Below are 24274 nucleotides of genomic sequence, written 5' to 3'. Positions count from 1 at the left end.
AAGCGATGCCGGATTTCAGCGAAGCACGCGTCCTGGTCGCCGACGATTCATCATCGGTGCGCCAATCCATTCGCATGACCCTCTCCCAAGCCGGAATTTCCCGCGTGGATACCGCCAGCAGCGTGGGCGAAACACGCCGGCGGCTCAAGAACGGCATGTACGACGTCATCCTCTGTGATTACTACTTCGGCGAAGGCAGCACCGGGCAAGAATTGCTGGAAGAAATGCGCCACACCGGGGAGCTACCGCTCGCCACCATCTGGTTCATGATCACCGCCGAGGCGAGCTACGAAAAAGTGGTTGCCGTCGCCGAGATCGGGCCGGATGACTACCTGATCAAACCCTTCACCAGCGCCCTGCTGACTGACCGGTTGGCCATTGCCTGGGTCAAGAAACAGTTTTTCAGGCCGGTCTACGACAAGCTCGACATTGACGACACCAATGGTGCCATCGACGCGCTGCGTGACATTCTGGATAGCGCCGAGCAGTACCGCACCGATGCGCTGCGACTGCTTTCCAACCTGTTACTGGAAACCGGCCGGCTCGACGAAGCCCGCCTGTTGCTGGAAGAAATCCTGCAAAGCCGCGTTGTGCCGTGGGCCAAGCTCAACCTCGCCCGCGTGCTCAACAAGCAAGGCAACAAGACCCAAGCCGAAGCGATGCTGCAAGGCGCGATCAACGAACACGCCCAGTATGTCGATGCCTACGAAGAACTCGCCAGCATGTACATGGCGGAGGGCCGGCTCGACGAGGCAATGACCGTGTTCGATCGCTGCCTGTCGCTCACACCGAACAATGTCGGGCGGCTGCAAAAGGCGGGCAACCTCGCCAATATGCTGGGCGACTCCAGCAAGGCGCGGCAGTTGCTGGAGCATGCGGTGACCTGCGGCGGCAATTCATCGGTACTCGCGCCGGAAACCGTGCTGCAACTGGCACTGGCCGCCAAACGGGACAACGCGCTGGGCGATGCCGAGAAATACCTGAAGATGGCCCACTCGGTCTGCCAACGCGAAGACACCCTGAAAAACCGTGTGGTCAGCGCGCTGGCAACCGCGATCCACGCCGGCAAGGCCGACGCCTTCACCGAACTATCCGATCTGATCGACCGGCCCGATTTCACGCTGGAACTCGCCGTGAATTGGATCATGACCGCCGATCAGGTCTGTCCGCCAACCATGCCGGGCGAAGAAGCCAACGAGAGCGTACCGCCCTACAAGTGGCTGGCGGCGCTGGCACGCCGTTTTGCGACCACCAAATATATTTCCGGCATGCTGGAAAGCGCCGCCAATGCACGGCCGGCATGGCGGGCCTACATTCAACAGGTCGGGCAGGAGATTGGCGAGGTCAACCGCCAAGGGGTGCAATTGCTGATGCAAAACCAGCACATGCTGGCGATGGAGAAGCTGTTGCCGGTGGCGCAGACCACCTTCAACCAGCGATTGATGCTGTCCGCGTCACACGCCGCAATCAAGTGCCTGCAAGAGGAGAAAGTCCTGGGTACGGATCGCAAGCAGCTCATCCGCACCATCGATCAGTTTCTGGAACGGCTGAAAGGCACGACGGACGAAGGCGTGCTTTATCACCTGCGTAGCGAGTTGGATACACTGATTTCCAAGCCCTGAACGCTACGCCTACACGTCATTACGTAGGGCGGGTTAGCAGCTTGCTGCGTAACCCGCTGGACACGACCGTGGCATACCGATCATGCGACAGGTTACGCAGCAAGCTGCTAACCCGCCCTACGAAACCAGATTCAAGCTTTTGCGACTTGGAAAACAATGTAGGAGCGAGCTTGCTCGCGATGGCTCAGGTCCATTCACCATTGCCATCGCGAGCAAGCTCGCTCCTACAGAATGCTTCAGTCAGACGCCGAGAATGCTAGTTTTGCCGCGAGCGGAAGAACTCCTGATATTTCTCGTCTTCATCGTCAAATACATCCGGCCCGGCTAATTCATAGGCAATGCGCAGGGATGCAATTGCGCCATCCAGCTCGCTCAACTCAAACGCACATTGACCGAGCCGCAGGTGGATGAACGGGTTTTCCTCGCCGCCGACGCAATCGATGGCATCCAGCAATGCCTCGGCTGCGGAAGCAAAATCGCCTTTCTGGAAGAGCGTATCGCCAATGGCGGTCAACACCAGCGTCGAGGCTTCCCAGCGCTCGCGCTCGCTCGGCAGGAGCGCTTCCGCCTCGCGGTATTTGGCCAGCGCGGCATCATCGTTGCCCCGCTCGAACAGTCGGTCGCCCGCTTCCAGCAAGGCGGCAATCTGCTCGTGAAGAATCGCCGGGAGAGTACTCATATCCAATATCCGTTGTTATGACGATCTGGCATACAAATCCGGTCGAGCCAGCCACCGTCTTGCTTGCAGACCGGGATTATTCTCCGTGCGCATTGGCTACGTCTACCAACACCGGCTTGAGAATGGTGATTGCGTCGGCCGGCGTCATGCCAACCAGGAAGCCGCGCTTGCCGCCATTGATATAAATCCTGGGTAAGGCGGTGATGCTGCGCTCCATGTACACCGGCATCGCCTTCTTGGTACCGAAGGGCGACGTACCGCCGACCATGTAGCCGGAATGCTTGTTGGCCACCTCCGGCGTACACGGATGAATGCTTTTCTTGCCGAGGAAACGCGCCAGATTCTTGGTGGAAACTTCGCAGTCGCCATGCATCAGCACCACCAGCGGCTGCTTGGCATCGTCTTCCATCACCAGTGTTTTCACCACGGCATGCTCCTCCACCCCCAGCTCACGGGCCGAGACCGCCGTACCGCCTTTCTCCTCGTATTCATACAAGTGGTCGGTGTACGCGATCTTGTGCTGACGCAGCACGCGGATGGCTGGGGTGACGGGCGTTTTTTCACTCATGAGCAAGGCAAGGTAAACAAGGTGGAATTAAGGGATCGCCGGGTTGTCGAGCGTACAATACCCTCCTACGCAACTCAATAACCCGCCATGCCGCACCCGCACAGCATCGCCCATTTGCCACTGCAAACCCGCTTTGGCACCCTGCCCGACCGCTTCTTCAGCAACGTTCCACCTACGCCACTGGCCGCACCGCATCTGGTGGCGTGGAACAGCGAACTCGCGGCTGAACTTGGCCTGATGGCCGATGCTTCCCGCCATCAGCACTTGGCCGATTACCTCGTCGGCAACCTGTTGCCTGCCGGCAGCAAACCCATTGCCAGCGTGTATTGCGGCCATCAGTTCGGCGTTTACGTGCCGCAGCTGGGCGACGGTCGGGCCATCCTGATCGCGGAAACGCCAGACGTCCACGGCGCAGTGCAAGAGATCCAGCTCAAAGGCGCTGGCCCGACGCCCTACTCGCGCCGTGCTGATGGTCGCGCGGTACTGCGCTCGTCGATTCGCGAATACCTGTGCTCAGAGGCCATGCATGGCTTGGGCATCCCGACCACGCGGGCGCTGGGCATTGCCGGCTCGCCGCAACCGGTCTGGCGCGAAACGATGGAAACCGCGGCAGTCGTCACCCGCGTTGCGCCGACCTTCGTGCGCTTCGGCAGCTTTGAATACTTCTTCTACCAAGGCGAGCACGAGCTGTTGAAAACCGTGGCCGACTGGGTCATCGAGCATTTCTACCCGGCATGCCGCGATGCTGCCAATCCCTACCAGGCACTGCTGGAAAGCGTGATCGCACGCACCGCGCAGCTGATCGCGCAATGGCAAGCCGTCGGTTTCTGCCACGGCGTGATGAACAGCGACAACATGTCCATTCTCGGCCTCACGCTGGACTACGGCCCGTTCGGCTTTCTCGATGGCTTCGACGCCGGCCACATCTGCAACCACTCGGATGACACCGGTCGCTATGCCTACAACCAGCAGCCGCAAATCGGCCTGTTCAACCTGCAATGCCTGGCACAAGCGCTGCTACCGCTCTTGGAGCGCGATGCCGCCATTGCGGCGCTGCATGGTTATCAATCGATCTTCGAACAAGCGTTCAGTGAACAGATCCGGCGCAAGATGGGCTTGATCACGTGGCAGGAAGCGGATTGGACGTTGTTCACGGAGTTGCTGGAGCTGATGCAAGCCGCGCGTACCGACTGGACCCGTTTCTGGCGCGCACTGTGCGATTTCGATACATCCGACCACCTACGCGACGACTTCCTCGACCGCGATGCCTTCGACCGTTGGGCCGACCTCTACCATGCACGGTTGGCGCAGGAAAATCGCCCGCCGGAAGAACGCGGCGTCGCCATGAAGGCAGCCAATCCGAAATACATTCTGCGCAACCATCTGGCCGAAAACGCCATCCGCGCAGCGCAAGCCGGTGACTTCAGCGAGATCGAACGCCTGCAACGTTGTTTGATGCGTCCATTCGACGATGCGCCGGAATTCGATGCCTATGCGGCTTTGCCACCCAGCTGGGCCAGCGAACTTTCGGTGTCCTGCTCTTCTTGATGCTGCAACGGGCCGGCTGTCGCGCAGACAGCCGGCCCGGTAATCTGTGATAATCCGCGCTGTCATTTTTCCTTCATGAGTTCTTCATGTTCGATCTTTTCGCCGGCCTTGACTGGACCGTCGGCCTGAGTCTGGCTCTGGCGCTTGCTTTTGTTCTCCTGTTCGAATTCATCAACGGCTTTCACGACACCGCCAACGCGGTTGCCACCGTGATCTACACCAAGGCCATGCCACCGGAACTGGCGGTGATGCTGTCCGGCTTCTTCAATTTCCTCGGCGTGGTGCTCGGCGGCCTGGGCGTGGCCTATGCCATCGTCCACTTGCTGCCGGTCGATCTGCTGATCAATGTCAACACCGGCCGTGGCCTGGCGATGGTGTTCTCGCTGTTGGCCGCCGCCATTCTCTGGAATCTCGGCACCTGGTATTTCGGCCTGCCGGCCTCCAGCTCGCACACCCTGATCGGCTCGATCCTCGGTGTCGGCCTGACCAATGCCTTGATCACCCACGCCTCGCTGGTGGATTCGATCAACTGGAAGAAAGCGATCGATATCGGTCTGTCGCTACTGATTTCGCCCATAGTCGGCTTTGTCATCGCCGGCCTGCTGCTGTGGCTGCTCAAGCGCTATCTGCCGCTGGCCAAGATGCACAAGACGCCCGAATCCCGCCGCCTGCTCGATGGCAAGAAACACCCCCCATTCTGGAACCGGCTGGTGCTGGTGCTCTCCGCCATGGGCGTGAGCTTTGCGCACGGCTCCAACGACGGTCAGAAAGGCATCGGTTTGATCATGCTGGTGCTGATCGGCATCGTGCCGGGCAAATTCGTACTCGACCTCGATAGCACCACCTATCAGATCGAGCGCACCCGCGATGCGACGGTGCACCTGCAACAGTTCTATCAGCGCAATGCGGCCAGCCTGACCGACTATCTGGCGCTCGGCAAAGGCAATGGCAGCGATTTGCCATCCCGTTTCAAATGCGAGCCGACCCTGACCGAGCCGACCATCAACGCGCTGTTGAAGTCCCTGGATGGCGTGAAGGACTACCGCGAGCTTTCCCCGGATACCCGCACACAGGTGCGCCGCTATCTGTTGTGCCTGGATGACACCGCCAAGAAGGTCACCAAGCTGCCGCACCTCTCGTCGCAAGACAAATCCGATCTGGACAAGCTGCGCAAGGATCTGACCGAAACCACCGAATATGCGCCGTTCTGGGTGATCATCGCCGTGGCGCTGGCACTCGGCGTGGGCACGATGGTGGGCTGGCGGCGCGTGGTGCTGACGGTCGGCGAGAAGATCGGCAAGCAAGGCATGACCTACGCGCAGGGCATGAGCGCGCAGATCACGGCGGCGATCTCGATCGGGATGGCCAACATCCTCGGCCTGCCGGTATCGACCACACACGTGCTGTCGTCCGGCGTGGCCGGCACCATGGTTGCCAACCGTACTGGCGTGCAGCTCTCTACCGTGCAGAAGATTCTGCTCGCCTGGGTGCTGACACTGCCGGCGTCGATGGCGCTGGCCGCTGGCTTGTTCTGGTTGTCGGTCAAGCTGTTTGTCTGACCTCCGGCACCGCCATGAAAAAGGCCACGCAGATGCGTGGCCTTTTCAATTTGCACATTGTAGGAGCGAGCTTGCTCGCGATTGCATCGTCTCATTGACCGTCGTCATCGCGAGCAAGCTCGCTCCTACAACACCATTAAGCGCGTTTCGACCCGTAACCAACGGGGAGCTCAGCATCAAATAGCGTTGCCCCGGCCGGTAAAGCCGTCCAGGCTACGGGGGCAAGGAATCACAACCCCGATAACTCCTTGATATGCGCCGCCACACTGCGCCCCAGCGCAGATAGATCGTAGCCGCCCTCCAGCATCGACACGATGCGCCCCTGCGCATGCTTCTTCGCCACCTGGCGCACTTGCCGCGTCACCCACGCATAGTCCGCTTCGACCAAGCCCATCGACGACATGTCGTCTTCCAGATGTGCATCGAATCCGGCAGAAATGAAGATGAATTGCGGCGCAAAGGCATCCAGCGCCGGCAGCCACTTTTCCGTCACCGCCTCACGGAACTGCACGCCGGTACTGGCACGGGGCATTGGTACGTTCAACATGTTCGGCCCACGTGGCACGTCGCCACAGTAGGGAAAGAACGGGTGCTGGAAGATGCTGACCATCAACACACGCTCGTCGTGACAGAAAATGTCCTCGGTGCCATTGCCGTGGTGGACGTCGAAATCGACAATCGCCACGCGCTCGATGCCATGCGCTTCCATCGCATGGCGGGCCGCCACAGCGATGTTGTTGAAGATGCAGAACCCCATCGCCCGGTCATGCTCAGCGTGATGGCCCGGCGGGCGCACAGCGCAGAATGCGTTATTGGCGCGGCCTTGCATCACCAGATCAACTGCTAACACGCCTGCACCGGCCGCATGGTAGGCAGCGTTCAAGCTGTAGGGATTGATGGCGGTATCCGGGTCGAGATGAACGTAGCCCTGCGCCGGCACCAGTGTGGCGAGCCGGTCGAGATAATCGGCATCATGCACGCGTGCCAATTGCTCCCACGTGGCCGGCTGCGCATCGACGTGCAACAGGAAATCCCATAGCTGGGCGGCGATCAGGCGATCCTGAATGGCGGCCAATCGTGCCGGGCACTCGGGGTGACCTCGGCCCATTTCATGCATCGAGCATGATGGGTGGGTCAGGTAAGCGGTAATGCCCTCTTCTGCCGAATACAAGATCTGCGTCCCTCTGAGTGAGGGCGAAAGTGTACGCCGCAGCGCCAGCGCGAACCAGTTCACTGGTCGGGGGGACGACCGGTTTGCACATGTCTTTGGATCGAACCAATCCCCAAAATCTGCACTCAAAAATAAATATGCTTTCTGCATTTTGCTTTGTGCGAATTCTTTCACCAGAATGAAAATTCGCATTAAGCAATCGGTGCCACTCGAACCACCGAAGCTTTACCGCCTTGCCAGGGGAACAAACATGATGCACCTGCGCTTGCTTGCCTTACTCTCCGCTTCGTTGCCGCTCGTGCTGTCGGCGGCAACGCTTGCAGGGGAGACGTCCTGGAGTGCGAACGGGCTATTTGGCTCGCCGGGCAGTCTGGGTGGCGGTGGGCAGGCAACGCAGGATCGCTTTGCTTTTGGCAGTGACACGTCAGGTAGCGATATCGGAAACACACTGCCCCCCCCGACTGACTGGGACAGCCGCATCGACATCAGGCTGGAACAGCAGCACTGGCATTTCGACTCGCCAGCCGCATTCGGTGGCAATGCGCCTTGGGGCGATGTGACGCGCAGCAGTGTCGGCGTGCGCCTTGATTACCAAGGCTCGCCGGGCTGGCGCTATAGCGTTGAGCCTTCCATCGCCTATGCCGGCGAGGCTGGTGCCAATCAAAGCGCGTCGATGGGATTGGGGGCGTTGTTCGCGGCCTCGCATCAGGTTCAGCCCAATCTGCTCCTCGGCCTGGGCGCCGGGGTATTCCGGCAAGCCGACCAGACCCGCGTCTTCCCCTATGTGCTGGTCGATTGGCACATCAACAATCAGTGGCGGCTAGCAAATCCGAACCAGACCAGCTTCACCGGCCCGGCCGGCGTCGAACTCAGTTACCAATCCAGTCAGGCGTGGCAATTGGCGGCCGGGGGCAGCTGGCGCTCCGATCTGTTCCGGCTGTCCGATAACAATGGCGTAGCCCGCAACGGCGTGGGCGAAGCCAGCGCAGTCCCGGTTTATCTGCGCTTCGGCTACAGCATGCAGCCGGGCTGGAAGATCGATATCTATGCCGCTGCTCTATTTGGCGGCAAACTCAATGTCGACGACAGTAATGGTAATGCCATATCGTCAGACCACTATCGCCCATCGCGGATGATTGGCGTCAATTTCAACGGCCGGTTCTAAACCCCGGTCTTGACGCTTGTATCCAGTCAAACGCGAACGCACTTGGCCCCACCACCTTCGCATTTGATTCGGGAACACAGGGAATGCCGCACCCGCTGAACAGCACGCTCGATCAACTCAACCAGATCATTCTTGGCAAGGAAACACAGATACGGCTCGCCGTGGCCTGCCTGCTGGCACGCGGGCATCTGCTGCTGGAAGACCTGCCCGGCGTCGGCAAGACCACGCTGGCGCACGCGCTGGCCGCCGGCCTCGGCCTCAAGTTCCAGCGGGTGCAGTTCACCAGCGACTTGCTGCCCGCCGATTTGCTCGGCGTGTCGATCTACGAGCGCAACAGCAACGAATTCCGCTTCCACCACGGCCCCGTCTTCACGCAAGTGCTGCTCGGCGACGAAATCAACCGCGCGCCGCCCAAGACCCAATCCGCCCTGCTGGAGGCGATGGAAGAGCGGCAAGTCACCATCGACGGCACCACCTACCCGCTGCCGGAACCCTTCTTCGTCATTGCCACGCAAAACCCGCAAACCCAGATCGGCACCTTTCCGCTGCCCGAATCCCAGCTCGACCGTTTTCTGATGCGGCTGGAACTGGGCTACCCGGACGCGCAAGCCGAGCGCGCCATGCTGGCCGGCGCAGACCGGCGCAGCCTGATTGCCCAACTCGGCAACGACATCGACCCCGCCACGCTGCCCAAGGCGCAAGCCGAAGTCGCCGCTTTGCATGTGAGTGGCGCGCTGCTCGACTACATCCAGGCACTCGCGGCCGCGACCCGGAGCCATGCCGACCTCGCCTACGGCCTCTCGCCCCGCGCCTTGCTCGGTCTGGTGAACGCCGCGCGGGCCTGGGCCTGGCTCGATGATCGGGATTACGTGATCCCGGAAGACGTCCAGGCGGTCTTCGCCTGTGTGGCCGGGCATCGGCTGCCTTCCCGCTCCAGCGGCCGGCCTGATCCACGCACGGCAGTCGAGCTACTGCAAGCCGTTGCGGTGCCCTGAGCAGCCCCGGCATGAAACGCCCCGCTTGGTTCGAACGCCGCCGACAGACCTGGCTGACGCGTCGCCACCCAACCAGCACCGATACCACCCGGCTCAAGCACAACCAGATCTATGTGCTGCCAACGGGCTTCGGCTTCGCGTTCGCCGTCACGGCGCTGCTGGTGCTGATTGGCGCAATCAACTACCAGCTCAGCCTTGCCTATGCCTTTGCGTTCCTGATGTTCGGGATCGGCCACGCCGGCCTGCTGCAGGGTTTCCGCAATCTGCTGGGCTTGCACGTGACTGTCGGCCAGGCCGAACCGGTATTTACCGGTGAAAACGCCCACTTCCCGATCCGGCTGATCAGCGATAAGGCACGCATCTCGATCTACCTCAGCGCCGGGCGTGACAGCGTCGTTGCGGCCAACATCCAGCCACGCAGCAGCAACGAAACCTGGTTGCCCGTGCCCGCTATCCAGCGTGGCTGGCTGGTGCTGCCCACTGTTCAGCTGGAAAGCCGCTACCCGACTCAGCTCTGCCGCGCCTGGAGCTACGCCCGCCTTGCCGCGCGCGTACTGGTCTATCCACAACCGGAAAGCAATGCGCCGCCCTACCAGCTGGCCAGCAATAGCGACGAAGGCGGCTCCGTCTGGCGGCGTGGTGAAGACGACTTCGCCGGCCTGCGCCGCTATCAGCCCGGCGATCCGATCCGGCGCATCGCCTGGAAGCAAGCGGCACGAGACGAGCATCTGAGCATCAAGCAATTTGACAGCCCGCAAAGCGCCGCCTACCGGTTTGATTGGCACGACCTCGCGCTGCAATCCGCTGAATCCCGGCTATCCCGCCTGACCGCCTGGGTGCTGGCCGCAGACCTCGCCGGTGATCGCTACGGCCTGACCTTGCCCGGCACAACGCTACCGCTGGATCACGGCCCGGCCCATCGCACCGCTTGCCTCACGGCACTGGCGCTATTCGAGGCGCAAGCATGAGGACGACACACCGTCGTGACGACCTGCCGCGCCAACCGCTCTATGGCCTCGTCGCGGCGCTGGCATTGGTGCTGCTGCCGCATCTGACCCAACTTGCCCTGTGGCACGCTGCGCTCATTCTTTTGCCGCTGGCATGGCGGGCATGGCTGGCATGGCGCGGCAAAGCCCTACCGCCGCGCTGGTTGCGGCTGGTGTGCGCCGCGGGGCTGATGCTGATTGTCTTCGTGCAATTCAGAACGCTGATCGGTCGTGATGGCGGGGTGGTCCTGCTGGCGAGCCTCGTCTCCGCCAAATTGCTGGAAACCGCCAACCGACGCGATGCCCGTATCCTTAGCCTGCTGGCCTACTTCACTACCGGCGCGGCTTTCCTGGTCTCGCAGTCGTTCTGGATGCTGGCCTATACCATCGTCTGCACCTTGGTCATCACGGCGCAATTGCACGGCTGGCAGCGGCTGGACGGCAAGCTGCCCTGGACAGAATACAGACGCGCCGGCTGGATGTTGCTGGAAGCCCTCCCCGTCGCACTCTTGCTGTTCGTGATCTTCCCGCGCTTGTCCGGCCCCTTGTGGCAAATGCCGGCCGACAAACCCGGTGCGAGCAGTGGTTTGTCCGATCGCATGTCGCCGGGCAGCTTTACCGATCTGGCACTGGATGACAGCGTGGCTTTCCGGGTCGATTTCGAGGGCAAGCCGCCTTCCAAATCCAGCCTGTATTGGCGCGGCCCAGTCTATGAGCGCTTCGATGGCCGCAATTGGGAGCAAGCCTTCGGTACCACCACAACGCCAACGTACGAAGCGATCGGGCCGACCTACAACTACACGGTCACGCTGGAGCCGCACAACCGCTCGTGGCTGCTCGGGCTCGATCTGCCAACGCCCGGCAAGACGCTCAGCGGCGTGCGGATCACCTCCCGTTTGCAAGCGGTGAGCGAACAAGTGGTCACCCAGCGCAAGCGGGTCACCTTGAGCAGTGTATTGACGTGGAAAATGGCGGATGACAATCCAGCGCTCCAACAAAACCTGCTGCAGAACCAAATGCTGCCACGCCTCGGCAATCCACGTGCGCGCGCATTGGCGGAAGGCTGGCGGAATCTGTCACCCAACGCCCGCCTCGCCGCTGCGCTGACCTTCCTTGGCTCAGGCAAATTCACCTACACGCTGGATGCGCCGCTACTGCTCGGGCCGGACCCGGTTGATACGCTGCTATTCCAAACCCGTGAAGGATTCTGCGAGCACTACGCCAGCGCGTTTGTGTATCTGATGCGTGCCGCCGGGGTACCCGCCCGAGTCGTCGGTGGCTATCTCGGCGGCGAGTTCAACGACAACTACCTGATCGTCCGCCAGACCGATGCCCACGCCTGGGCGGAAGTCTGGCTGCCCGGACTCGGCTGGCAACGGGTCGACCCGACGGCAGTGGTCGCGCCGGGGCGAGTCACGCAGGGCATTGCTCACAGCGTGCGCGGTGCGGAACGTCTGCCCTTGCTGTTACAGGAAAATGCGGCGTGGCTGGCGGCAGCGCGCCTGCGCTGGGATGCGGTGGTGTACGGCTGGGATCGCTGGGTGATCGGCTACGACACGCAGCGGCAGCTGCAATTGTTCGGGCAGTTGGGCATCGACGATTTCAGCTCACCGCGCTTCATTGGCTGGCTAAGCGGCACACTGCTGGCGCTATTGCTGTTGTACTGGGCCATCCTCAACGCGCAGCGCAGCCGAAAAACACAGGATGCGGCCCGGCAACAGTGGTCGCGCTGGTTGCGGATGCTGGCCAAACAGGGACTGGTTCCAAGTGCCAGCGAAGGGCCACGCGATTTTGCCCAGCGCGTTGCGCGCCATTTGCCGGCCAATGCCCTCGCCGCACACGCCATTGGCGCGGCCTACATCGCCACCCGCTATGCCGACCGCCCAGAAGCGTTGGCGGAGCTACGCCGACACGTGAGCGCGTTCCGGCCGGGATAACCAACAATGCCAGCTGCGGCGCATCGTGGCTTCTTGCTATCCTGCGTCGCTGTGTTGATCTCGCCAACGATAGAGCCCCATGCCCCGCTTCCTCAAAGAGCCCCAACATCATCCCGACCAAGCCGCACGGATCGGCGTGTTGATCGTCAATCTCGGCACACCGACCGCGCCAACAGCCAAGGCACTCCGGCCCTATCTGCGCGAATTCCTCTCTGATCCCCGCGTGGTCGAGATTCCAGGGCTGATCTGGCAACCCATTTTGCGCGGCATCATCCTCAATACCCGGCCGAAGAAATCGGCGGCCAAATACGCCAGCATCTGGACACGCGACGGCTCGCCACTGCAAGTCTGGACCGCCAAGCAAGCCAGTCTGCTCAAGGGCTATCTGGGCGAAAAGCTGCAAACGCCGCTCGTGGTGAGCTATGCCATGCGCTATGGCGAGCCATCGGTCGCCACCCGGCTGGATGAGCTGAAGGCCGCCGGGTGCGACCGCATCCTGATCGTGCCGATGTATCCGCAATATGCCGCCAGCGCCAGCGGCAGCGTGGGCGATGCGGTGGCCGCCCGACTGGCCTGCTATCGCGATCAGCCGGCGATCCACACTGTCCGCAGTTTTCACGATGATCCGGGCTATATTGCAGCGCTGGCGCAAAGCATTCGTGCGCATTGGCAACTCAATGGCGGCCGGGCAGAACATCTGTTGATGAGTTTTCACGGCATTCCGAAACGCTCAGTCGATCTCGGCGACCCGTATCAGCGGCATTGCCTCAAAACGGCCGAACTGCTCGGCGCGGCACTCGGTCTGACCAGTGCGCAATACACCGTCGCGTTTCAGTCGCGCTTCGGCAAAGCCCAATGGATCAAGCCTTATACCGTCGACGTGCTTGAAAAACTGGCGAAAGACGGTATTCAGTCATTAGACATGGTCTGCCCCGGCTTCGTGGCTGATTGTCTGGAGACGCTGGAGGAGATCGCCATTGAGGGGAAGCATGTATTTCTGACAGCCGGCGGTCGGGATTATCGTTACGTCCCTTGCCTGAACGATTCCCCTGCTTGGATCAGCGCTTTGTCGGCGCTGGTAACCCGTGAGCTTTCAGCTTGGCTTCCCTCCAACCAACTGTCAGAAACGGCCTAAAAGCCTGCAACGGAAAGCCAGTAAGGCATGGCAGCGTGAGGCGCTCAAAATTAACTTGGGTATTCACGAAATTACAGTTAAACTCAGCAGTAAGATTCAACTTACAACCGGAGGTTTGGCCCCATGAGCACCCGGCTTTTTCTCGCCGAAGATGACCTTATTCTGGCGGATGCGCTGAAAACCAGCCTGTCGCAAGCGGATTTCCAGGTCGATTGCGTCAATGATGGCGCACTGTCCTTACAAATTTTGCTGCACAACGATTATGACGTGGTCGTGCTCGATATCGGCTTGCCGAATATGGATGGCCTGACTGTGTTGAAGAATGTGCGTCAACACAAACCGTCGCTACCTATCCTGATCCTGACCGCACTCGACGGACTCGACGAGCGTGTTGCAGGCCTGGATGCCGGCGCGGATGACTACCTCGCCAAGCCATTCGAGTTCGCAGAACTCGAAGCACGTCTGCGTGCACTGTTGCGCCGCAGCCAGATCCTGCCGCAATCGGTACAGCAACTCGGCAACCTGCGCCTGGATCGTGCCGGCCAGCGTGCCTGGTGCAACGATACGCCGCTCGATTTGTCGGCTCGCGAACTGACCGTGCTTGAGATCCTGATGTCCAACATCGACCGCGTCGTGACCAAGGAACAGATTGTTTCCGAACTGGGTTCCGACAACGCCGAAGTCGGCCTGAACGCGATCGAAGTGTACGTTCACCGCCTGCGCAAGAAGCTTGAGCCCTGCGGCGTCGTGATCCGCACGATCCGTGGTCTTGGCTACCTCCTCGAGAAGCAGCAGCCGTTCGCGCAACAGGATGCAGCAGGATAAGTTCTCGCTGAAACGGCAGCTACTGTTGTGGCTGCTGTTTCCTCAACTGGTTTTATGGCTGGCGGGTGCTGCGCTTTGTTATTACGTAGCGACCCACTATGCCAACGTAGTCATCGACAACAACCTGTTGCAGACTGCCAAAGCCATCGGTCGCCAGGTTCATATCAGCGATGGTCATCTGATCGTCGATTTCCCCCGCGCAGCGCAAGTCCTGCTTGATGATGGCCCGGACGACCAGCTCTATTACACCGTCAGCACCGAATCCGGCGGCATCGTCCTCACCAATCGCAACCTGCCCGCATCGCCGGCCAAGCTCGTCTCCGCCGACACCCCCGTCTTCTACAACGTTGAAATCAAAGGCGAAACGCTGCGACTGGTTTCATTGCATACCTCGCTCGGCACGCCTGGCAGCATCCAGTGGCTGCATATACAGGTTGGCAAAAGCCTGGTCAGCCGCAATCAGCTCTCCCGTGAAATCCTGCTGGCAACCGCCCTGCCCTTGGGCCTGTTAATCATCGCCATGAGTCTTCTGGTGTGGTGGGGGATTGGCCGCGGCTTGCTACCACTGACACGGCTGCAAAAACTGGTCGGCAATCGCTCGGCACTGGATCTGGCTCCGCTTGAGCTGGTTGATGCCCCGGAAGAAATCCACGCCATCACCAACGCACTCAATCAGCTGCTGGCGACCACCAACGAAAGCATTGGCCGGCACCGGCGCTTTATTGCCGATGCCTCGCATCAACTCCGAACGCCACTCGCCGGGCTCAAATCACAGACTGAACTGGCCTTGCGCGAAACATCGCCAGAAGTCCTGCGTGACCGGCTCAACATGGTGCATGCCAGCGCCACCCGCAGCATTCACCTCGTCAACCAGTTGCTCACCCTCGCCCGTTCAGAACCCGGCACCAAGACCAGCATGCAAACGGTCAGGGTCGATCTCGCCAAGCTGATCCGCGAGCTCACTGCCGAATCGGTGCCACGCGCACTGGCGGCCGGCATGGATCTGGGCTGCGATACCTCGCTCGCAGCCGCCATGATCGACGCCAACCCGGCACTGCTACGCGAGCTGTTCGTCAACCTGATCGAAAATGCCATCAAATACATTCCACGTGGCGGCAATATCACGGTCAGGCTGTCGGATGCTGGCGCGGAATACGTGGTCGAAGTCGAGGATGACGGCAACGGCATTCCGGATGAACAGAAGCCAAGGATTTTCGAGCGCTTCTTCCGCGTCAATCAGAACGACGGTAATGGCTCCGGGCTCGGCATGGCGATCGTGAAGGAAATTGCCGAACGGCAAGGCGGCAAGGTCGAACTGCGCGATGCGCAACCGCATGGCTTGATCGTGCGGGTGACCCTGCCCAAATCCACGCCCGGCCAGCTGCAAGGCCAATAAGCAAACAGCCGGCTAGTCAACGTCGACCGGTTTGCCGTCGATACCCAGCGCAGCGGCCAGCATCAACAACATCCCCGCCGTCGCGCCCCACACTGTCCGGCCCTCGCACTCGATGAAGTGGCTCTTGCCTCGCACGCCACGCCGTTCAATCCAGCGTCGTTCATAGCCGGACGGCTGCAGCAGCGGCCAAGCTGGCAGCTCAAACACAGACGCCACCTCACCCGGATCAGGTCGTAGCGCCAAACCCGTCGGATCGACCACCCCCACCACGGGCGTGACGCGGTAGCCACTGATGGTCGAATAGCTGCCCAGTTGGCCGACCAGCGTCACTCTAGCCGCATCCAGGCCGATTTCTTCGCGACTTTCGCGCAATGCCGCAGCATCGACACTGCCATCACCGGCTTCGATACGCCCGCCCGGAAAGCTGATCTGGCCGGCATGCGTCGGCAAATGGGCCGAGCGCTCGGTCAACAACAACGTCGGACCATCCGGGCGCAATACGAACGGAATCAGCACCGCAGCCGGTTTGGCACCCGCGTAATCGGGATGATCCGCCGCATGCGCTGGCACATGCGCCGCCAATCGCTCGCGTAGCCACGGAATCAGCATTTCATCGTGCGGAATCAATCGGCCACCTTCGGCAAGCGGAAGTCACGCAGATGGGCAATCAGGCGCAAGGCAAGACCGCAAACAAACAGTGGCCAGACAACGATATGACCGGAATAGCCGAAGGAATCCAGCGCAAACAGAATGACCGCCACCAGAATGGCGACGGTGCCATAGAAATCTTCGTGCAGGATGAATGGCACATCGTTGACCATCATGTCCCGTACCAGACCACCGCCGACGGCAGTTACGAACCCGAGAAAAGCCACGCCAAACAGGTTGAGGTCTGCGGCAATGCCAACCTGCGCGCCGGCAATGCTGAACGCCACCAGGCCAATCGAATCCGCGACGATGAACAGTCTGTGCAGCAACCGGCTGTTCTTCTGGTGCAGTTTGATCGCCCATGCAATCGCCAGCGTGGCGAAGATGGTGTAAAGCGGGCTGGCATCGGTAAACACACGCGGCAAATGATTGGTGAGCACATCGCGAATCATGCCGCCGCCAATGGCCGTCAGCAGCGCGAGAATGATGACGCCGAGCAAGTCGAAGCGCTTCTTGGCGCCAATCAGGTAGCCGGAAATGGTAAAAGCGGCCGTACCGATCAGGTACAGCCAATCGAATTGAAACTGCGTATGCATGAAAGACGGGGAAATCGGAAAAGCGCCAGTTTACGCGTGTGCGCTCGAACTTACTTGAAACCAGGGGCCTTGAGGTCTGAGGCCAACTGAGACGCCAAAGCACGAATCGGCTGCAGATGTTCAGCCGCCTGATCCAGCCGTCCGGACCGCGCACCTTGCTCCATGCATTTGCAGTGATCCGCCATGGCGAATGCGCCCAGCTGCGCCGCAGCGCCTTTCAGCTTATGGGCCGCCTCGATCACCGCCTGTGCGGATTGATCGGGCAAGGCCAGATCGAGCTTGAGCAAGCACTCATCCTGCGTGGCGAAATACGCATCGAGCAGCTCCTTGCGCAAGTCCATGCCCAAGGTCTCCTGCAGCTGGACAAACGTGGCTTCCACACTGGCCAGCTCATGCTGGTAAACGGTGTCTTCCATCGGCCTCTCGATATGCTCTTGTACTGGGTTGCGGCGACTTCCTGCGAATATTAGTCTGGAATCGCCGCCGCCGCGATGGGCGTCTCTGTCGCTGCGGTATAATCTGCGATTCCCTTGCCCGCCCAAAAGAATCGAGCATGTCCCGCAAAATCCTCGTCACTTCTGCCCTGCCCTACGCCAACGGCGCCATCCACCTCGGCCACCTGGTCGAATACATCCAGACCGATATCTGGGTGCGCTTCCAGAAGATGCGCGGCCACACCTGCCATTACGTTTGCGCGGACGATACGCACGGCACGCCGATCATGTTGCGGGCGGAGAAGGAAGGCATCAGCCCCGAGGCGCTGATCGAGCGCGTGCATGGTGAGCACTTGCGTGACTTCACCGGTTTCCACGTCGGCTTCGACAACTACTACAGCACCAACAGCGAGGAAAACCGCCAGTTTTCCTACCGCATCTATAACGCACTGAAAACCAACGGCAAGATCGTCTCGCGCACCATTTCGCAGCTGTATGACCCGGTGAAGAACATGTTCCTGCCGGATCGCTTCGTCAAAGGCGAATGCCCGAAGTGCGGTGCCAAAGACCAATACGGCGACAACTGTGAAGTCTGCGGCACCACCTACCAGCCGACCGACCTCAAGAACCCGTACTCGGCCGTCTCCGGCGCGACACCGGAACTGCGCGATTCCGAACACTTCTTCTTCAAGCTCGGCGAGTGCGAAGACTTCCTCAAGAGCTGGACCCGTGCACCGGGCAAGCTGCAGGAAGGCGCGGCCAACAAGATGCAGGAATGGTTCGAAGCCGGCCTGAACGACTGGGATATCAGTCGCGATGCGCCCTACTTCGGCTTCGAAATCCCCGATGCGCCGGGCAAGTATTTCTATGTGTGGCTGGATGCGCCGGTTGGCTACATGGCCAGCCACAAGAACCTGTGCGACCGCCTTGGCATCGATTTCGACAGCTACTGGAACAAGGATTCGGACGCCGAGCTGTACCACTTCATCGGCAAGGACATCCTCTATTTCCACGCGCTGTTCTGGCCCGCGATGCTTGAATACGCCGGCTACCGCACGCCGACCGCGATCAACGCGCACGGCTTCCTGACCGTGGACGGCGCGAAGATGTCCAAGTCGCGCGGCACCTTCATTACCGCCGAAAGCTACCTGAACCATCTGAATCCGGAATGGCTGCGCTACTACTTTGCCGCCAAGCTGAACAATGCCATCGAAGATATCGACCTGAATCTCGAAGACTTCGTAGCCCGCGTGAATAGCGATTTGATCGGCAAGTACATCAACATCGCCAGCCGCGCCGCCGGCTTCCTCAGCAAACGCTTCGGCGGCGAGCTGACGCGTGATCTCGGCGATATCCCCTTGCTGAGCAAACTGCAGGCCGGCGCACAAGACATCGCCGCCCTGTTCGAAGCACGCGAATACAGCCGGGCGATCCGTGACGTCATGGCGCTGGCCGATGAGGTGAACCAATACGTCGATCAGCACAAGCCGTGGGAAATCGCCAAGCAGGAAGGCCGCGATGCCGAGCTGCAGCATGTGTGCTCGGTGCTGATCAACGCGTTCCGCCTGCTCACCATCTACCTGAAGCCGGTGCTGCCGAAGCTCGCAGCCGATATCGAAGCGTTCCTCAATCTCGCGCCGCTCAGCTGGGCGGATGCCGGCACCTTGCTGCTCGCCCACGTCATCAACCCGTATCAACACCTGATGACCCGCATCGACCCGAAACAAGTAGAAGCCATGGTTGAAGAAAACAAGCAAAGCCTTGCCCCGGTGGTAGAAGCACCGAAGCTCGATTACGACGTGCCGCCGATTGCCGAGACGATCAGCATCGATGACTTCATGAAGATCGACCTGCGCGTGGCCCGCATTGTCGAAGCCAAGGCGGTCGAAGGCGCGGACAAGCTCGTTTCGCTCACGCTCGATATCGGCACCGAAACCCGCCACGTGTTCGCCGGCATCAAATCCGCCTACAAACCGGAAGACCTGCAAGGCCGCCTGACCGTGATGGTGGCCAACCTCGCGCCGCGCAAGATGAAGTTCGGCATGTCCGAAGGCATGGTGCTGGCGGCCGGTGGTGATGGCGGGCTATACATCCTGAATCCGGATGACGGTGCCAAGCCAGGCATGCGGGTGAAATAAACGACCCAATCCCATTCGATCGCATTCGATCAAGGCAAGGAGACCTACCCATGCACTTCCATCTCAATGCAGTCGTTTCGCTGATCGCGGGCATCCTGATCCTGATGATGCCCAAGCTGCTCAACTACATCATCGCGCTCTATCTGATCGTGATCGGCGTATTGGGTTTGGTTGGCGGCATCCATGGCATCGCCGTCTGATTACAGTTTGCGAGAACGGATCGCGAAGCGGCTGCAAGTGGCCGGTCGGGTGCAAGGCGTCGGCTTCCGCTTCTCGACCGTGCTCGAAGCACGCCGCTTGGGTGTGCGTGGCTGGGTGCGCAATCGGCTCGATGGCTCGGTGGAAATTCAGGCCGAAGGCACGGCGAGCGCCGTGGAGGCTTTGGTGCGCTGGGCCGGGCATGGGCCGAGCGGCTCGCGAGTGGATCACCTGAACGTGCAAGATGGGGAACTGGAGGGGTGCGTTGGCTTTGATGAAGTAGCAACTTGCTAATTCAACAAGCCAAGAGACGGGGCTGATTATCCTGTAGGAGCGAGCAAGCTCGCGATTGCATCGCCGAATCCATCATTGCAATCGCGAGCTTGCTCGCTCCTACAAAATCACCACCCATCAAACACAAACGGGCCGCAATAATGCGGCCCGTTTGTGTTTGAAAATCGATTAAAGCGCAATGCTTATTCCCACCCTCAATCAATCAATTTCTCGTAATCGATCGCCATCATCAACCCGCCCCAATGGCGTCCTTCCACCTTCACCGGCACGGAAACCAGGCTGAAGATATCGCCCACATCGCGCACATAAGCCTGAAACAGCATCGGGCTCTGATCAAGCGAGCATTTCTTCAGCATCGGATTGCCATCGTGGAAACGCTTGTCACGGCCATTGCCGGTATTGAATTTCACATCGGCGCCATGCGGTTTGCAGTATTTGCTCACATGCGTGGGGGGATAAGCGTGGTCGTTGTGGCAGATCACGGTCAGATCGCAGCCCGGCACGTCGTTGCTATAACGGTCGAACATTTGCTGGAAGCGTTTTTCGTATTCGACGTCGTAACTGGTGTGATATTGCGTCGGATTGGTGCCGGCAATCGCTTGATAGTTGTGATCGAACAGATTGAAACCGTCACGCGCCAGGCCGGAGAGCTTTTCTTCGCTGTCCTTCTGGCACTGCGTCAGCTTTTCCATTGCCGCATCAAAGCGGTAATTGCCCAGCCGGAACAAGCCAATCGTTTTCATCACGTGCTCGGTGGCACTGCCAAGCTCGCTCGATAAGGTATTGGTATCGCGCATCTGCTCGGCGATGCGCCCCGTCAGCTCGTGCATGCGGCCGACATTGCCCTGCACCTGATGGTTGTTGACGCGGAGTTGGTCGATCCCGACCCGGATCATGGTGACTTCCTGATCGACCTTGGTTGCCCCAGCGGAGAAATCAGACAACTGCCGGCTGGCGACATCCAGATTGGCCGCCGCGGTATCAATGCGGCCCAGAATCTGCTCGGCAGATACAGCGGTGCTCTGCGATTGACTACCGATCTTGTCGATATTGCCGCCGACAGTCTCAGTCAGCACGCGGGTGCGTTCGGCCAGTTTGCGCACTTCATCGGCCACCACGGCGAAGCCACGGCCGGATTCACCGGCGCGCGCGGCTTCAATGGCGGCATTGAGCGCCAGCAGATTGGTCTGGTCGGAGATTTCCTTGATCAGCGCCACGCTGCTCGCGATGGACTGGCTGGCAGTCACCAAGCCTTCAATGCCGGAGACGAAGGCCTGCATGACCTGGGCGACTTCGCGGGCGGTCACATTGGCTTGCTGCACGCCCTCGCGGGTTGTTTCGGCATCGGCCGCCAGGGTGCGGGCAAAGCCGGCAATCACGTCGATGCTGGCATGAACATGGTCCACCGCCTCTGCCGCATGATTGGCACCGGCCAGAATCTCGCTCGCCAGCGTTTCCTGCTCACCGGCCTCGCGGGTTACCGCCTTCACCTGATTGCCGATCTTGACGGCGTGGATCGAGACTTTGACTTGGTCGGTGCGAATGCTGTGCAGCGATTGGGCCAAGGTTTGGCGGAACCGGTTGAACGCATCGGCGATGCGGCCATAGCCTTCACCGCCGTCGAGCTGCCGGCGCAAATCGCGGGCATCTTCGCTGGCAGTCAATGCGGCAAGCTGCGCTTCAAACTGCCCGGCTTGCCGTGAACCACGCCAACCAAGCCACACAGCCACGGCAGCAACTGCAAGACCGATGGCACCCAATGCAAGGCCAGCACCGCTATTGCCAGTCGATACAAGTACCAGCGCTGCCGCAATCAGCAGCAAGCTTTGCAAGCCAAACAAGATATGCTGCCCCGACCGCCCCATCCACTGCCTCGTTTTTGTTATTTCAAACGCGTTGTGCACCGCACTACTTTTTAGCAGTCTCCGGGGAGGTCTTGCAAGCACAGCGTCATACGACGATGTACTTAAAGAAAGCGGGACACCATCCAGTCGAGATAAGACGCGGTTTCCGGCTGGTTTTCCGCTGGCGCCCATGTGGCTTTTTCAGCATCGGTCAGTGCTTCATACGGGCCAGTCTTACTCTCGAAAAACACGCTGCCGGGTTCGAGCGCGACCAGACTATGGAAGCAACCCACCGGCACGTTGACGCCAACCACTGCGCCGCCGGCTGCAATGACACAGGTCTCGTCGATCTGGCCGGCTTCGTCAAAGAACAACACCCCCACGCGCCCGGCCAGCACGATGATGGTTTCTTCCTTGAGCGGATTCAGATGCCGGTGCGGCTGGACGTAGGTGCCGGGTTCAAGTGCGTTCAACAGGCGATGGCATGCATCGGCGTTGTCAGCATGGAAGTTGCGATTCTTGCGCAGGCGCGGACTTTGCGCGGCCTCGCGGGACAATTCAGCAAGCAGGTTTTGATCAATCAGGCGGGGAGCAGACATAGGCGATTTTCCAGGCGAAAAAAAACCCGGAACACCGTCCCGGGTTACCAACAACATCTACAAAGGAGAAACTATCAAAACACAAATCTGCGTCTCGACAGAGGTTAGGACTTTACCTTATAAAACCGAAAATTGTCAATCGAATTAACAGCTTGCATGCAAAGAAAGCGAAAATGACCAGCGCATTTCCATACCGGGTGCAAGCCCCCTCGGCGCGGGTATAATTGCGCGTCAGTCACGCTTGCCCAGGCTCTGTTGACGTAGGTTTTGCGGTCGCGCGGTGCCGAATTTTGCGGTCAATCAAGGCATAAGGCGCGCCGCATAACCAGTTATGTCAGCGGCTTATAACGCAGAGTGACCGCAAAAGTCGGCGTCGCCCAAAGGGTTTGCCCGGCTTTGGGCCTCTTGCGGTGTTGAAAGCCACTTGCGTAATCGATTACGCGGCGCGTCTTTCGCCTAGCAATAGGCCCAAATCCGGGCAAACGCGATCCGCAAAACCTACGTCAACAGAGCCTTATCCCCATGTACCTGCCAGATCCCCGCTTGTATCCCCGTGTGAACGCCCAGAATCCAGTCATCCGCGCGCTCATGTCCTTGCTCACCGAGGCCGATGCCGGTGAGATCACCCGCAAGCGCGAAGCGCTGACCGCATTGATCGCCTCATTGGTCGAAAGCCACGACAGCCCAGGCCTGAATGCCGCGCTGACCCAAGCCCCATCACAGGATGCCTACAAAGTGTTGTGGGATACGCTCCGCGATGTGGTCGAAACGCCCGCCACCACCGCCAACCAATGGGCGGTGCCGTTTGCAATCCCGGTGATCCTCGTCGCCGGCTTCAAAGGTGAAGCCACGCTGCCGGGCGAAGTGGATGCCGCTGCGCTGCTTGATCTGTTGAAATCCAATGGCGTGATCGCCGCCGATGCGAACGCCTGGCTGCACAACCAATTGCTCAGCGCGGATCAACTGGCCGCCATCAATCCAAGCCTGCTCACCGCCTGGCGCGATCAGCTGCAAAACCCAGCCGACCACAATTGGCAGCTGCATCCGCTCAAGTTCAAGGACGAAGCGGTATTCCAGCGCTATCTGGTCGGCGTGATGGTCCAGCAGCGCGATGCGCAACCGGCAATCCAGCTCAACCCGTCGGCCGGCCAATGGACGCTCGCGCTGGCGCAAAAGCTCGGCGAAATGCTCAAGACCAACGGCGTCACCTTGTTCCCGATTCCGCGCGTGCCACTCGCCTGGCTGCCCGCCCTTGAAACCGGCCGCGTCACCCAGCTCGAAACGCGTCTGCAAGTCGCTACCAGCAACGCGTTGCGCAGCATCCGCTCCGCTGGTCATTGGCCAGTGGTCACCATCGCCGGGCACGAGGGCGGCGAAATCCGCATCACCTATTCCAGCCGCGAAGACAAAGAGCGCTGGGAAGGCTTTGTCTGGCCATTGGCACCACTCGATTCCGCCGAACGGATTCGCCACTTCGCCGAAGACCTGCTGCGCGAATGCCATCTCGACGACATCCGCATCATCGACGCGGTACAGCCCGATCAGGACAGTGACGGCCTGCCGTTTTTCGTGACCGCGCACATCAAGCCGGTTACGCACCAATAAGCATCGGAGCCGCCATGGGCTACTACAAACATCACGTTTTCTTCTGCCTGAACGAGCGCCCCGAAGGCGATCGGCAAAGCTGCAACCGCTGCGGTGCGAGCGAGATGCAACTGCATGCCAAGGATCGGATCAAGGCGCTCAAACTCGCCGGACCCGGTGGCGTACGCATCAACAAATCCGGCTGCCTCGATCGCTGCGAAGAAGGCCCGGTGATTGTCATCTACCCGGAAGAGACCTGGTACACCTACGTGGACAAGAGCGATATCGACGAGATCATCGACGAGCACATCGTGAACGGCCGCCCGGTCGAACGCCTGAAAATCTGAACCGGA

23 protein-coding genes are annotated in these 24274 nt (G+C 60.2%); 15 read left to right on the top strand and 8 right to left on the bottom strand.

Translation table 11 applies throughout. The features are described 5' to 3' along the window. Positions 1-5: 5 nt before the first annotated feature. Positions 6-1622: a response regulator gene (locus tag BR41_RS12330; protein ID WP_035056914.1), complete on the top strand. Its 1617-nt coding sequence runs from the start codon at positions 6-8 to the stop codon at positions 1620-1622. A 256-nt stretch (positions 1623-1878) separates the two neighbouring features. Here the strand turns inward: BR41_RS12330 and BR41_RS12325 are convergent, their stop codons facing one another. Continuing rightward, complete coding sequence (locus BR41_RS12325; RefSeq protein ID WP_035056911.1) at positions 1879-2301, bottom strand: tetratricopeptide repeat protein; 423 nt, start codon at positions 2299-2301, stop codon at positions 1879-1881. A 76-nt stretch (positions 2302-2377) separates the two neighbouring features. After that, positions 2378-2869, bottom strand: coding sequence for a Cys-tRNA(Pro) deacylase (gene ybaK, locus BR41_RS12320; protein ID WP_035056907.1), 492 nt, complete (start codon positions 2867-2869; stop codon positions 2378-2380). Positions 2870-2956: 87 nt separating this feature from the next. On the opposite strand from ybaK, the gene BR41_RS12315 reads away from it, so the two are divergent. Beyond that, a complete protein-coding gene (locus tag BR41_RS12315) occupies positions 2957-4417 on the top strand; it encodes a protein adenylyltransferase SelO (RefSeq protein ID WP_035056904.1) in 1461 nt (486 codons plus the stop codon). 86 nt (positions 4418-4503) lie between these two features. Further along, complete coding sequence (locus BR41_RS12310; RefSeq protein WP_035056900.1) at positions 4504-5976, top strand: inorganic phosphate transporter; 1473 nt, start codon at positions 4504-4506, stop codon at positions 5974-5976. A 229-nt stretch (positions 5977-6205) separates the two neighbouring features. Here BR41_RS12310 and BR41_RS12305 read toward each other — a convergent pair whose 3' ends face one another. Beyond that, positions 6206-7084 (bottom strand): histone deacetylase family protein, encoded by an 879-nt coding sequence (locus BR41_RS12305; RefSeq protein WP_051710821.1) that lies wholly within the window; start codon positions 7082-7084, stop codon positions 6206-6208. A 313-nt stretch (positions 7085-7397) separates the two neighbouring features. On the opposite strand from BR41_RS12305, the gene BR41_RS12300 reads away from it, so the two are divergent. The 7 genes from BR41_RS12300 to BR41_RS12270 all read left to right on the top strand — a co-directional run bounded on the left by BR41_RS12300 (position 7398) and on the right by BR41_RS12270 (position 15586). After that, positions 7398-8312 (top strand): hypothetical protein, encoded by a 915-nt coding sequence (locus tag BR41_RS12300; RefSeq protein WP_035056895.1) that lies wholly within the window; start codon positions 7398-7400, stop codon positions 8310-8312. Positions 8313-8395: 83 nt separating this feature from the next. Beyond that, a complete protein-coding gene (locus BR41_RS12295; protein WP_035056893.1) occupies positions 8396-9307 on the top strand; it encodes an AAA family ATPase in 912 nt (303 codons plus the stop codon). An 11-nt stretch (positions 9308-9318) separates the two neighbouring features. Beyond that, positions 9319-10275, top strand: coding sequence for a DUF58 domain-containing protein (locus BR41_RS12290; RefSeq protein WP_051710819.1), 957 nt, complete (start codon positions 9319-9321; stop codon positions 10273-10275). After that, the gene (locus BR41_RS12285) at positions 10272-12230 is read left to right on the top strand and encodes a transglutaminase TgpA family protein (protein WP_051710817.1); all 1959 of its coding nucleotides are present in this window, start codon (positions 10272-10274) and stop codon (positions 12228-12230) included. Before BR41_RS12290 ends, BR41_RS12285 begins: the two co-directional genes overlap by 4 nt. A 79-nt stretch (positions 12231-12309) precedes the next feature. Beyond that, the gene (gene hemH, locus BR41_RS12280) at positions 12310-13365 is read left to right on the top strand and encodes a ferrochelatase (RefSeq protein WP_035056885.1); all 1056 of its coding nucleotides are present in this window, start codon (positions 12310-12312) and stop codon (positions 13363-13365) included. Positions 13366-13488: 123 nt separating this feature from the next. Next, positions 13489-14190 carry a response regulator transcription factor gene (locus BR41_RS12275; RefSeq protein ID WP_035056883.1) on the top strand — a complete coding sequence of 234 codons (702 nt, stop codon included), beginning with the start codon at positions 13489-13491 and terminating at the stop codon, positions 14188-14190. Beyond that, complete coding sequence (locus BR41_RS12270) at positions 14177-15586, top strand: sensor histidine kinase (protein WP_035056881.1); 1410 nt, start codon at positions 14177-14179, stop codon at positions 15584-15586. Before BR41_RS12275 ends, BR41_RS12270 begins: the two co-directional genes overlap by 14 nt. 12 nt (positions 15587-15598) lie before the next feature. Here the strand turns inward: BR41_RS12270 and BR41_RS12265 are convergent, their stop codons facing one another. The 3 genes from BR41_RS12265 to BR41_RS12255 are packed head-to-tail and all read right to left on the bottom strand — an operon-like array spanning position 15599 to position 17246. Continuing rightward, the gene (locus BR41_RS12265) at positions 15599-16213 is read right to left on the bottom strand and encodes a CoA pyrophosphatase (protein ID WP_211251735.1); all 615 of its coding nucleotides are present in this window, start codon (positions 16211-16213) and stop codon (positions 15599-15601) included. Continuing rightward, positions 16210-16830, bottom strand: coding sequence for a trimeric intracellular cation channel family protein (locus BR41_RS12260; RefSeq protein WP_035056876.1), 621 nt, complete (start codon positions 16828-16830; stop codon positions 16210-16212). Before BR41_RS12260 ends, BR41_RS12265 begins: the two co-directional genes overlap by 4 nt. A gap of 50 nt (positions 16831-16880) precedes the next feature. Next, entirely contained in the window at positions 16881-17246 is a 366-nt protein-coding gene (locus BR41_RS12255; protein WP_035056874.1) for an Hpt domain-containing protein, read from the bottom strand. Between the two features lie 137 nt (positions 17247-17383). On the opposite strand from BR41_RS12255, the gene metG reads away from it, so the two are divergent. The 3 genes from metG to BR41_RS12245 are packed head-to-tail and all read left to right on the top strand — an operon-like array spanning position 17384 to position 19894. Beyond that, positions 17384-19402, top strand: coding sequence for a methionine--tRNA ligase (gene metG, locus BR41_RS12250; RefSeq protein WP_035056872.1), 2019 nt, complete (start codon positions 17384-17386; stop codon positions 19400-19402). Between the two features lie 50 nt (positions 19403-19452). Further along, a complete protein-coding gene (locus BR41_RS23630; protein ID WP_084187099.1) occupies positions 19453-19602 on the top strand; it encodes a DUF3096 domain-containing protein in 150 nt (49 codons plus the stop codon). Continuing rightward, a complete protein-coding gene (locus BR41_RS12245; protein WP_084187097.1) occupies positions 19586-19894 on the top strand; it encodes an acylphosphatase in 309 nt (102 codons plus the stop codon). Before BR41_RS23630 ends, BR41_RS12245 begins: the two co-directional genes overlap by 17 nt. A gap of 194 nt (positions 19895-20088) precedes the next feature. Here the strand turns inward: BR41_RS12245 and BR41_RS12240 are convergent, their stop codons facing one another. Both BR41_RS12240 and BR41_RS12235 read right to left on the bottom strand, forming a co-directional pair. Next, the gene (locus BR41_RS12240) at positions 20089-21735 is read right to left on the bottom strand and encodes a methyl-accepting chemotaxis protein (RefSeq protein WP_169741293.1); all 1647 of its coding nucleotides are present in this window, start codon (positions 21733-21735) and stop codon (positions 20089-20091) included. Between the two features lie 125 nt (positions 21736-21860). Then, the gene (locus BR41_RS12235) at positions 21861-22337 is read right to left on the bottom strand and encodes a WbuC family cupin fold metalloprotein (protein WP_035056869.1); all 477 of its coding nucleotides are present in this window, start codon (positions 22335-22337) and stop codon (positions 21861-21863) included. A gap of 588 nt (positions 22338-22925) precedes the next feature. Between BR41_RS12235 and BR41_RS12230 the strand changes: the two genes are divergently transcribed. Beyond that, on the top strand, positions 22926-23942 hold the full coding sequence (locus BR41_RS12230) for a hypothetical protein (protein ID WP_156970677.1): 1017 nt from the start codon (positions 22926-22928) through the stop codon (positions 23940-23942). Positions 23943-23956: 14 nt separating this feature from the next. Next, on the top strand, positions 23957-24268 hold the full coding sequence (locus tag BR41_RS12225) for a (2Fe-2S) ferredoxin domain-containing protein (protein WP_035056863.1): 312 nt from the start codon (positions 23957-23959) through the stop codon (positions 24266-24268). The last annotated feature ends 6 nt before the right edge of the window (positions 24269-24274 follow it).

The organism is Andreprevotia chitinilytica DSM 18519, assembly GCF_000711875.1.
GTDB lineage: Bacteria > Pseudomonadota > Gammaproteobacteria > Burkholderiales > Chitinibacteraceae > Andreprevotia > Andreprevotia chitinilytica.
The sequence above is the reverse complement of the archived record's forward strand: the minus strand, read 5'-3'. Positions and strand labels throughout refer to the sequence as shown.

What these genes read in the sequence shown, in the direction of transcription:
- BR41_RS12330 (WP_035056914.1), top strand. Translation starts at nt 6, where the DNA reads ATGCCGGATTTCAGCGAAGCACGCGTCCTGGTCGCCGACGATTCATCA.
- BR41_RS12325 (WP_035056911.1), bottom strand. Translation starts at nt 2,301, where the DNA reads ATGAGTACTCTCCCGGCGATTCTTCACGAGCAGATTGCCGCCTTGCTG.
- ybaK (WP_035056907.1), bottom strand. Translation starts at nt 2,869, where the DNA reads ATGAGTGAAAAAACGCCCGTCACCCCAGCCATCCGCGTGCTGCGTCAG.
- BR41_RS12315 (WP_035056904.1), top strand. Translation starts at nt 2,957, where the DNA reads ATGCCGCACCCGCACAGCATCGCCCATTTGCCACTGCAAACCCGCTTT.
- BR41_RS12310 (WP_035056900.1), top strand. Translation starts at nt 4,504, where the DNA reads ATGTTCGATCTTTTCGCCGGCCTTGACTGGACCGTCGGCCTGAGTCTG.
- BR41_RS12305 (WP_051710821.1), bottom strand. Translation starts at nt 7,084, where the DNA reads ATGGGCCGAGGTCACCCCGAGTGCCCGGCACGATTGGCCGCCATTCAG.
- BR41_RS12300 (WP_035056895.1), top strand. Translation starts at nt 7,398, where the DNA reads ATGATGCACCTGCGCTTGCTTGCCTTACTCTCCGCTTCGTTGCCGCTC.
- BR41_RS12295 (WP_035056893.1), top strand. Translation starts at nt 8,396, where the DNA reads ATGCCGCACCCGCTGAACAGCACGCTCGATCAACTCAACCAGATCATT.
- BR41_RS12290 (WP_051710819.1), top strand. Translation starts at nt 9,319, where the DNA reads ATGAAACGCCCCGCTTGGTTCGAACGCCGCCGACAGACCTGGCTGACG.
- BR41_RS12285 (WP_051710817.1), top strand. Translation starts at nt 10,272, where the DNA reads ATGAGGACGACACACCGTCGTGACGACCTGCCGCGCCAACCGCTCTAT.
- hemH (WP_035056885.1), top strand. Translation starts at nt 12,310, where the DNA reads ATGCCCCGCTTCCTCAAAGAGCCCCAACATCATCCCGACCAAGCCGCA.
- BR41_RS12275 (WP_035056883.1), top strand. Translation starts at nt 13,489, where the DNA reads ATGAGCACCCGGCTTTTTCTCGCCGAAGATGACCTTATTCTGGCGGAT.
- BR41_RS12270 (WP_035056881.1), top strand. Translation starts at nt 14,177, where the DNA reads ATGCAGCAGGATAAGTTCTCGCTGAAACGGCAGCTACTGTTGTGGCTG.
- BR41_RS12260 (WP_035056876.1), bottom strand. Translation starts at nt 16,830, where the DNA reads ATGCATACGCAGTTTCAATTCGATTGGCTGTACCTGATCGGTACGGCC.
- BR41_RS12255 (WP_035056874.1), bottom strand. Translation starts at nt 17,246, where the DNA reads ATGGAAGACACCGTTTACCAGCATGAGCTGGCCAGTGTGGAAGCCACG.
- metG (WP_035056872.1), top strand. Translation starts at nt 17,384, where the DNA reads ATGTCCCGCAAAATCCTCGTCACTTCTGCCCTGCCCTACGCCAACGGC.
- BR41_RS23630 (WP_084187099.1), top strand. Translation starts at nt 19,453, where the DNA reads ATGCACTTCCATCTCAATGCAGTCGTTTCGCTGATCGCGGGCATCCTG.
- BR41_RS12245 (WP_084187097.1), top strand. Translation starts at nt 19,586, where the DNA reads ATGGCATCGCCGTCTGATTACAGTTTGCGAGAACGGATCGCGAAGCGG.
- BR41_RS12235 (WP_035056869.1), bottom strand. Translation starts at nt 22,337, where the DNA reads ATGTCTGCTCCCCGCCTGATTGATCAAAACCTGCTTGCTGAATTGTCC.
- BR41_RS12230 (WP_156970677.1), top strand. Translation starts at nt 22,926, where the DNA reads ATGTCCTTGCTCACCGAGGCCGATGCCGGTGAGATCACCCGCAAGCGC.
- BR41_RS12225 (WP_035056863.1), top strand. Translation starts at nt 23,957, where the DNA reads ATGGGCTACTACAAACATCACGTTTTCTTCTGCCTGAACGAGCGCCCC.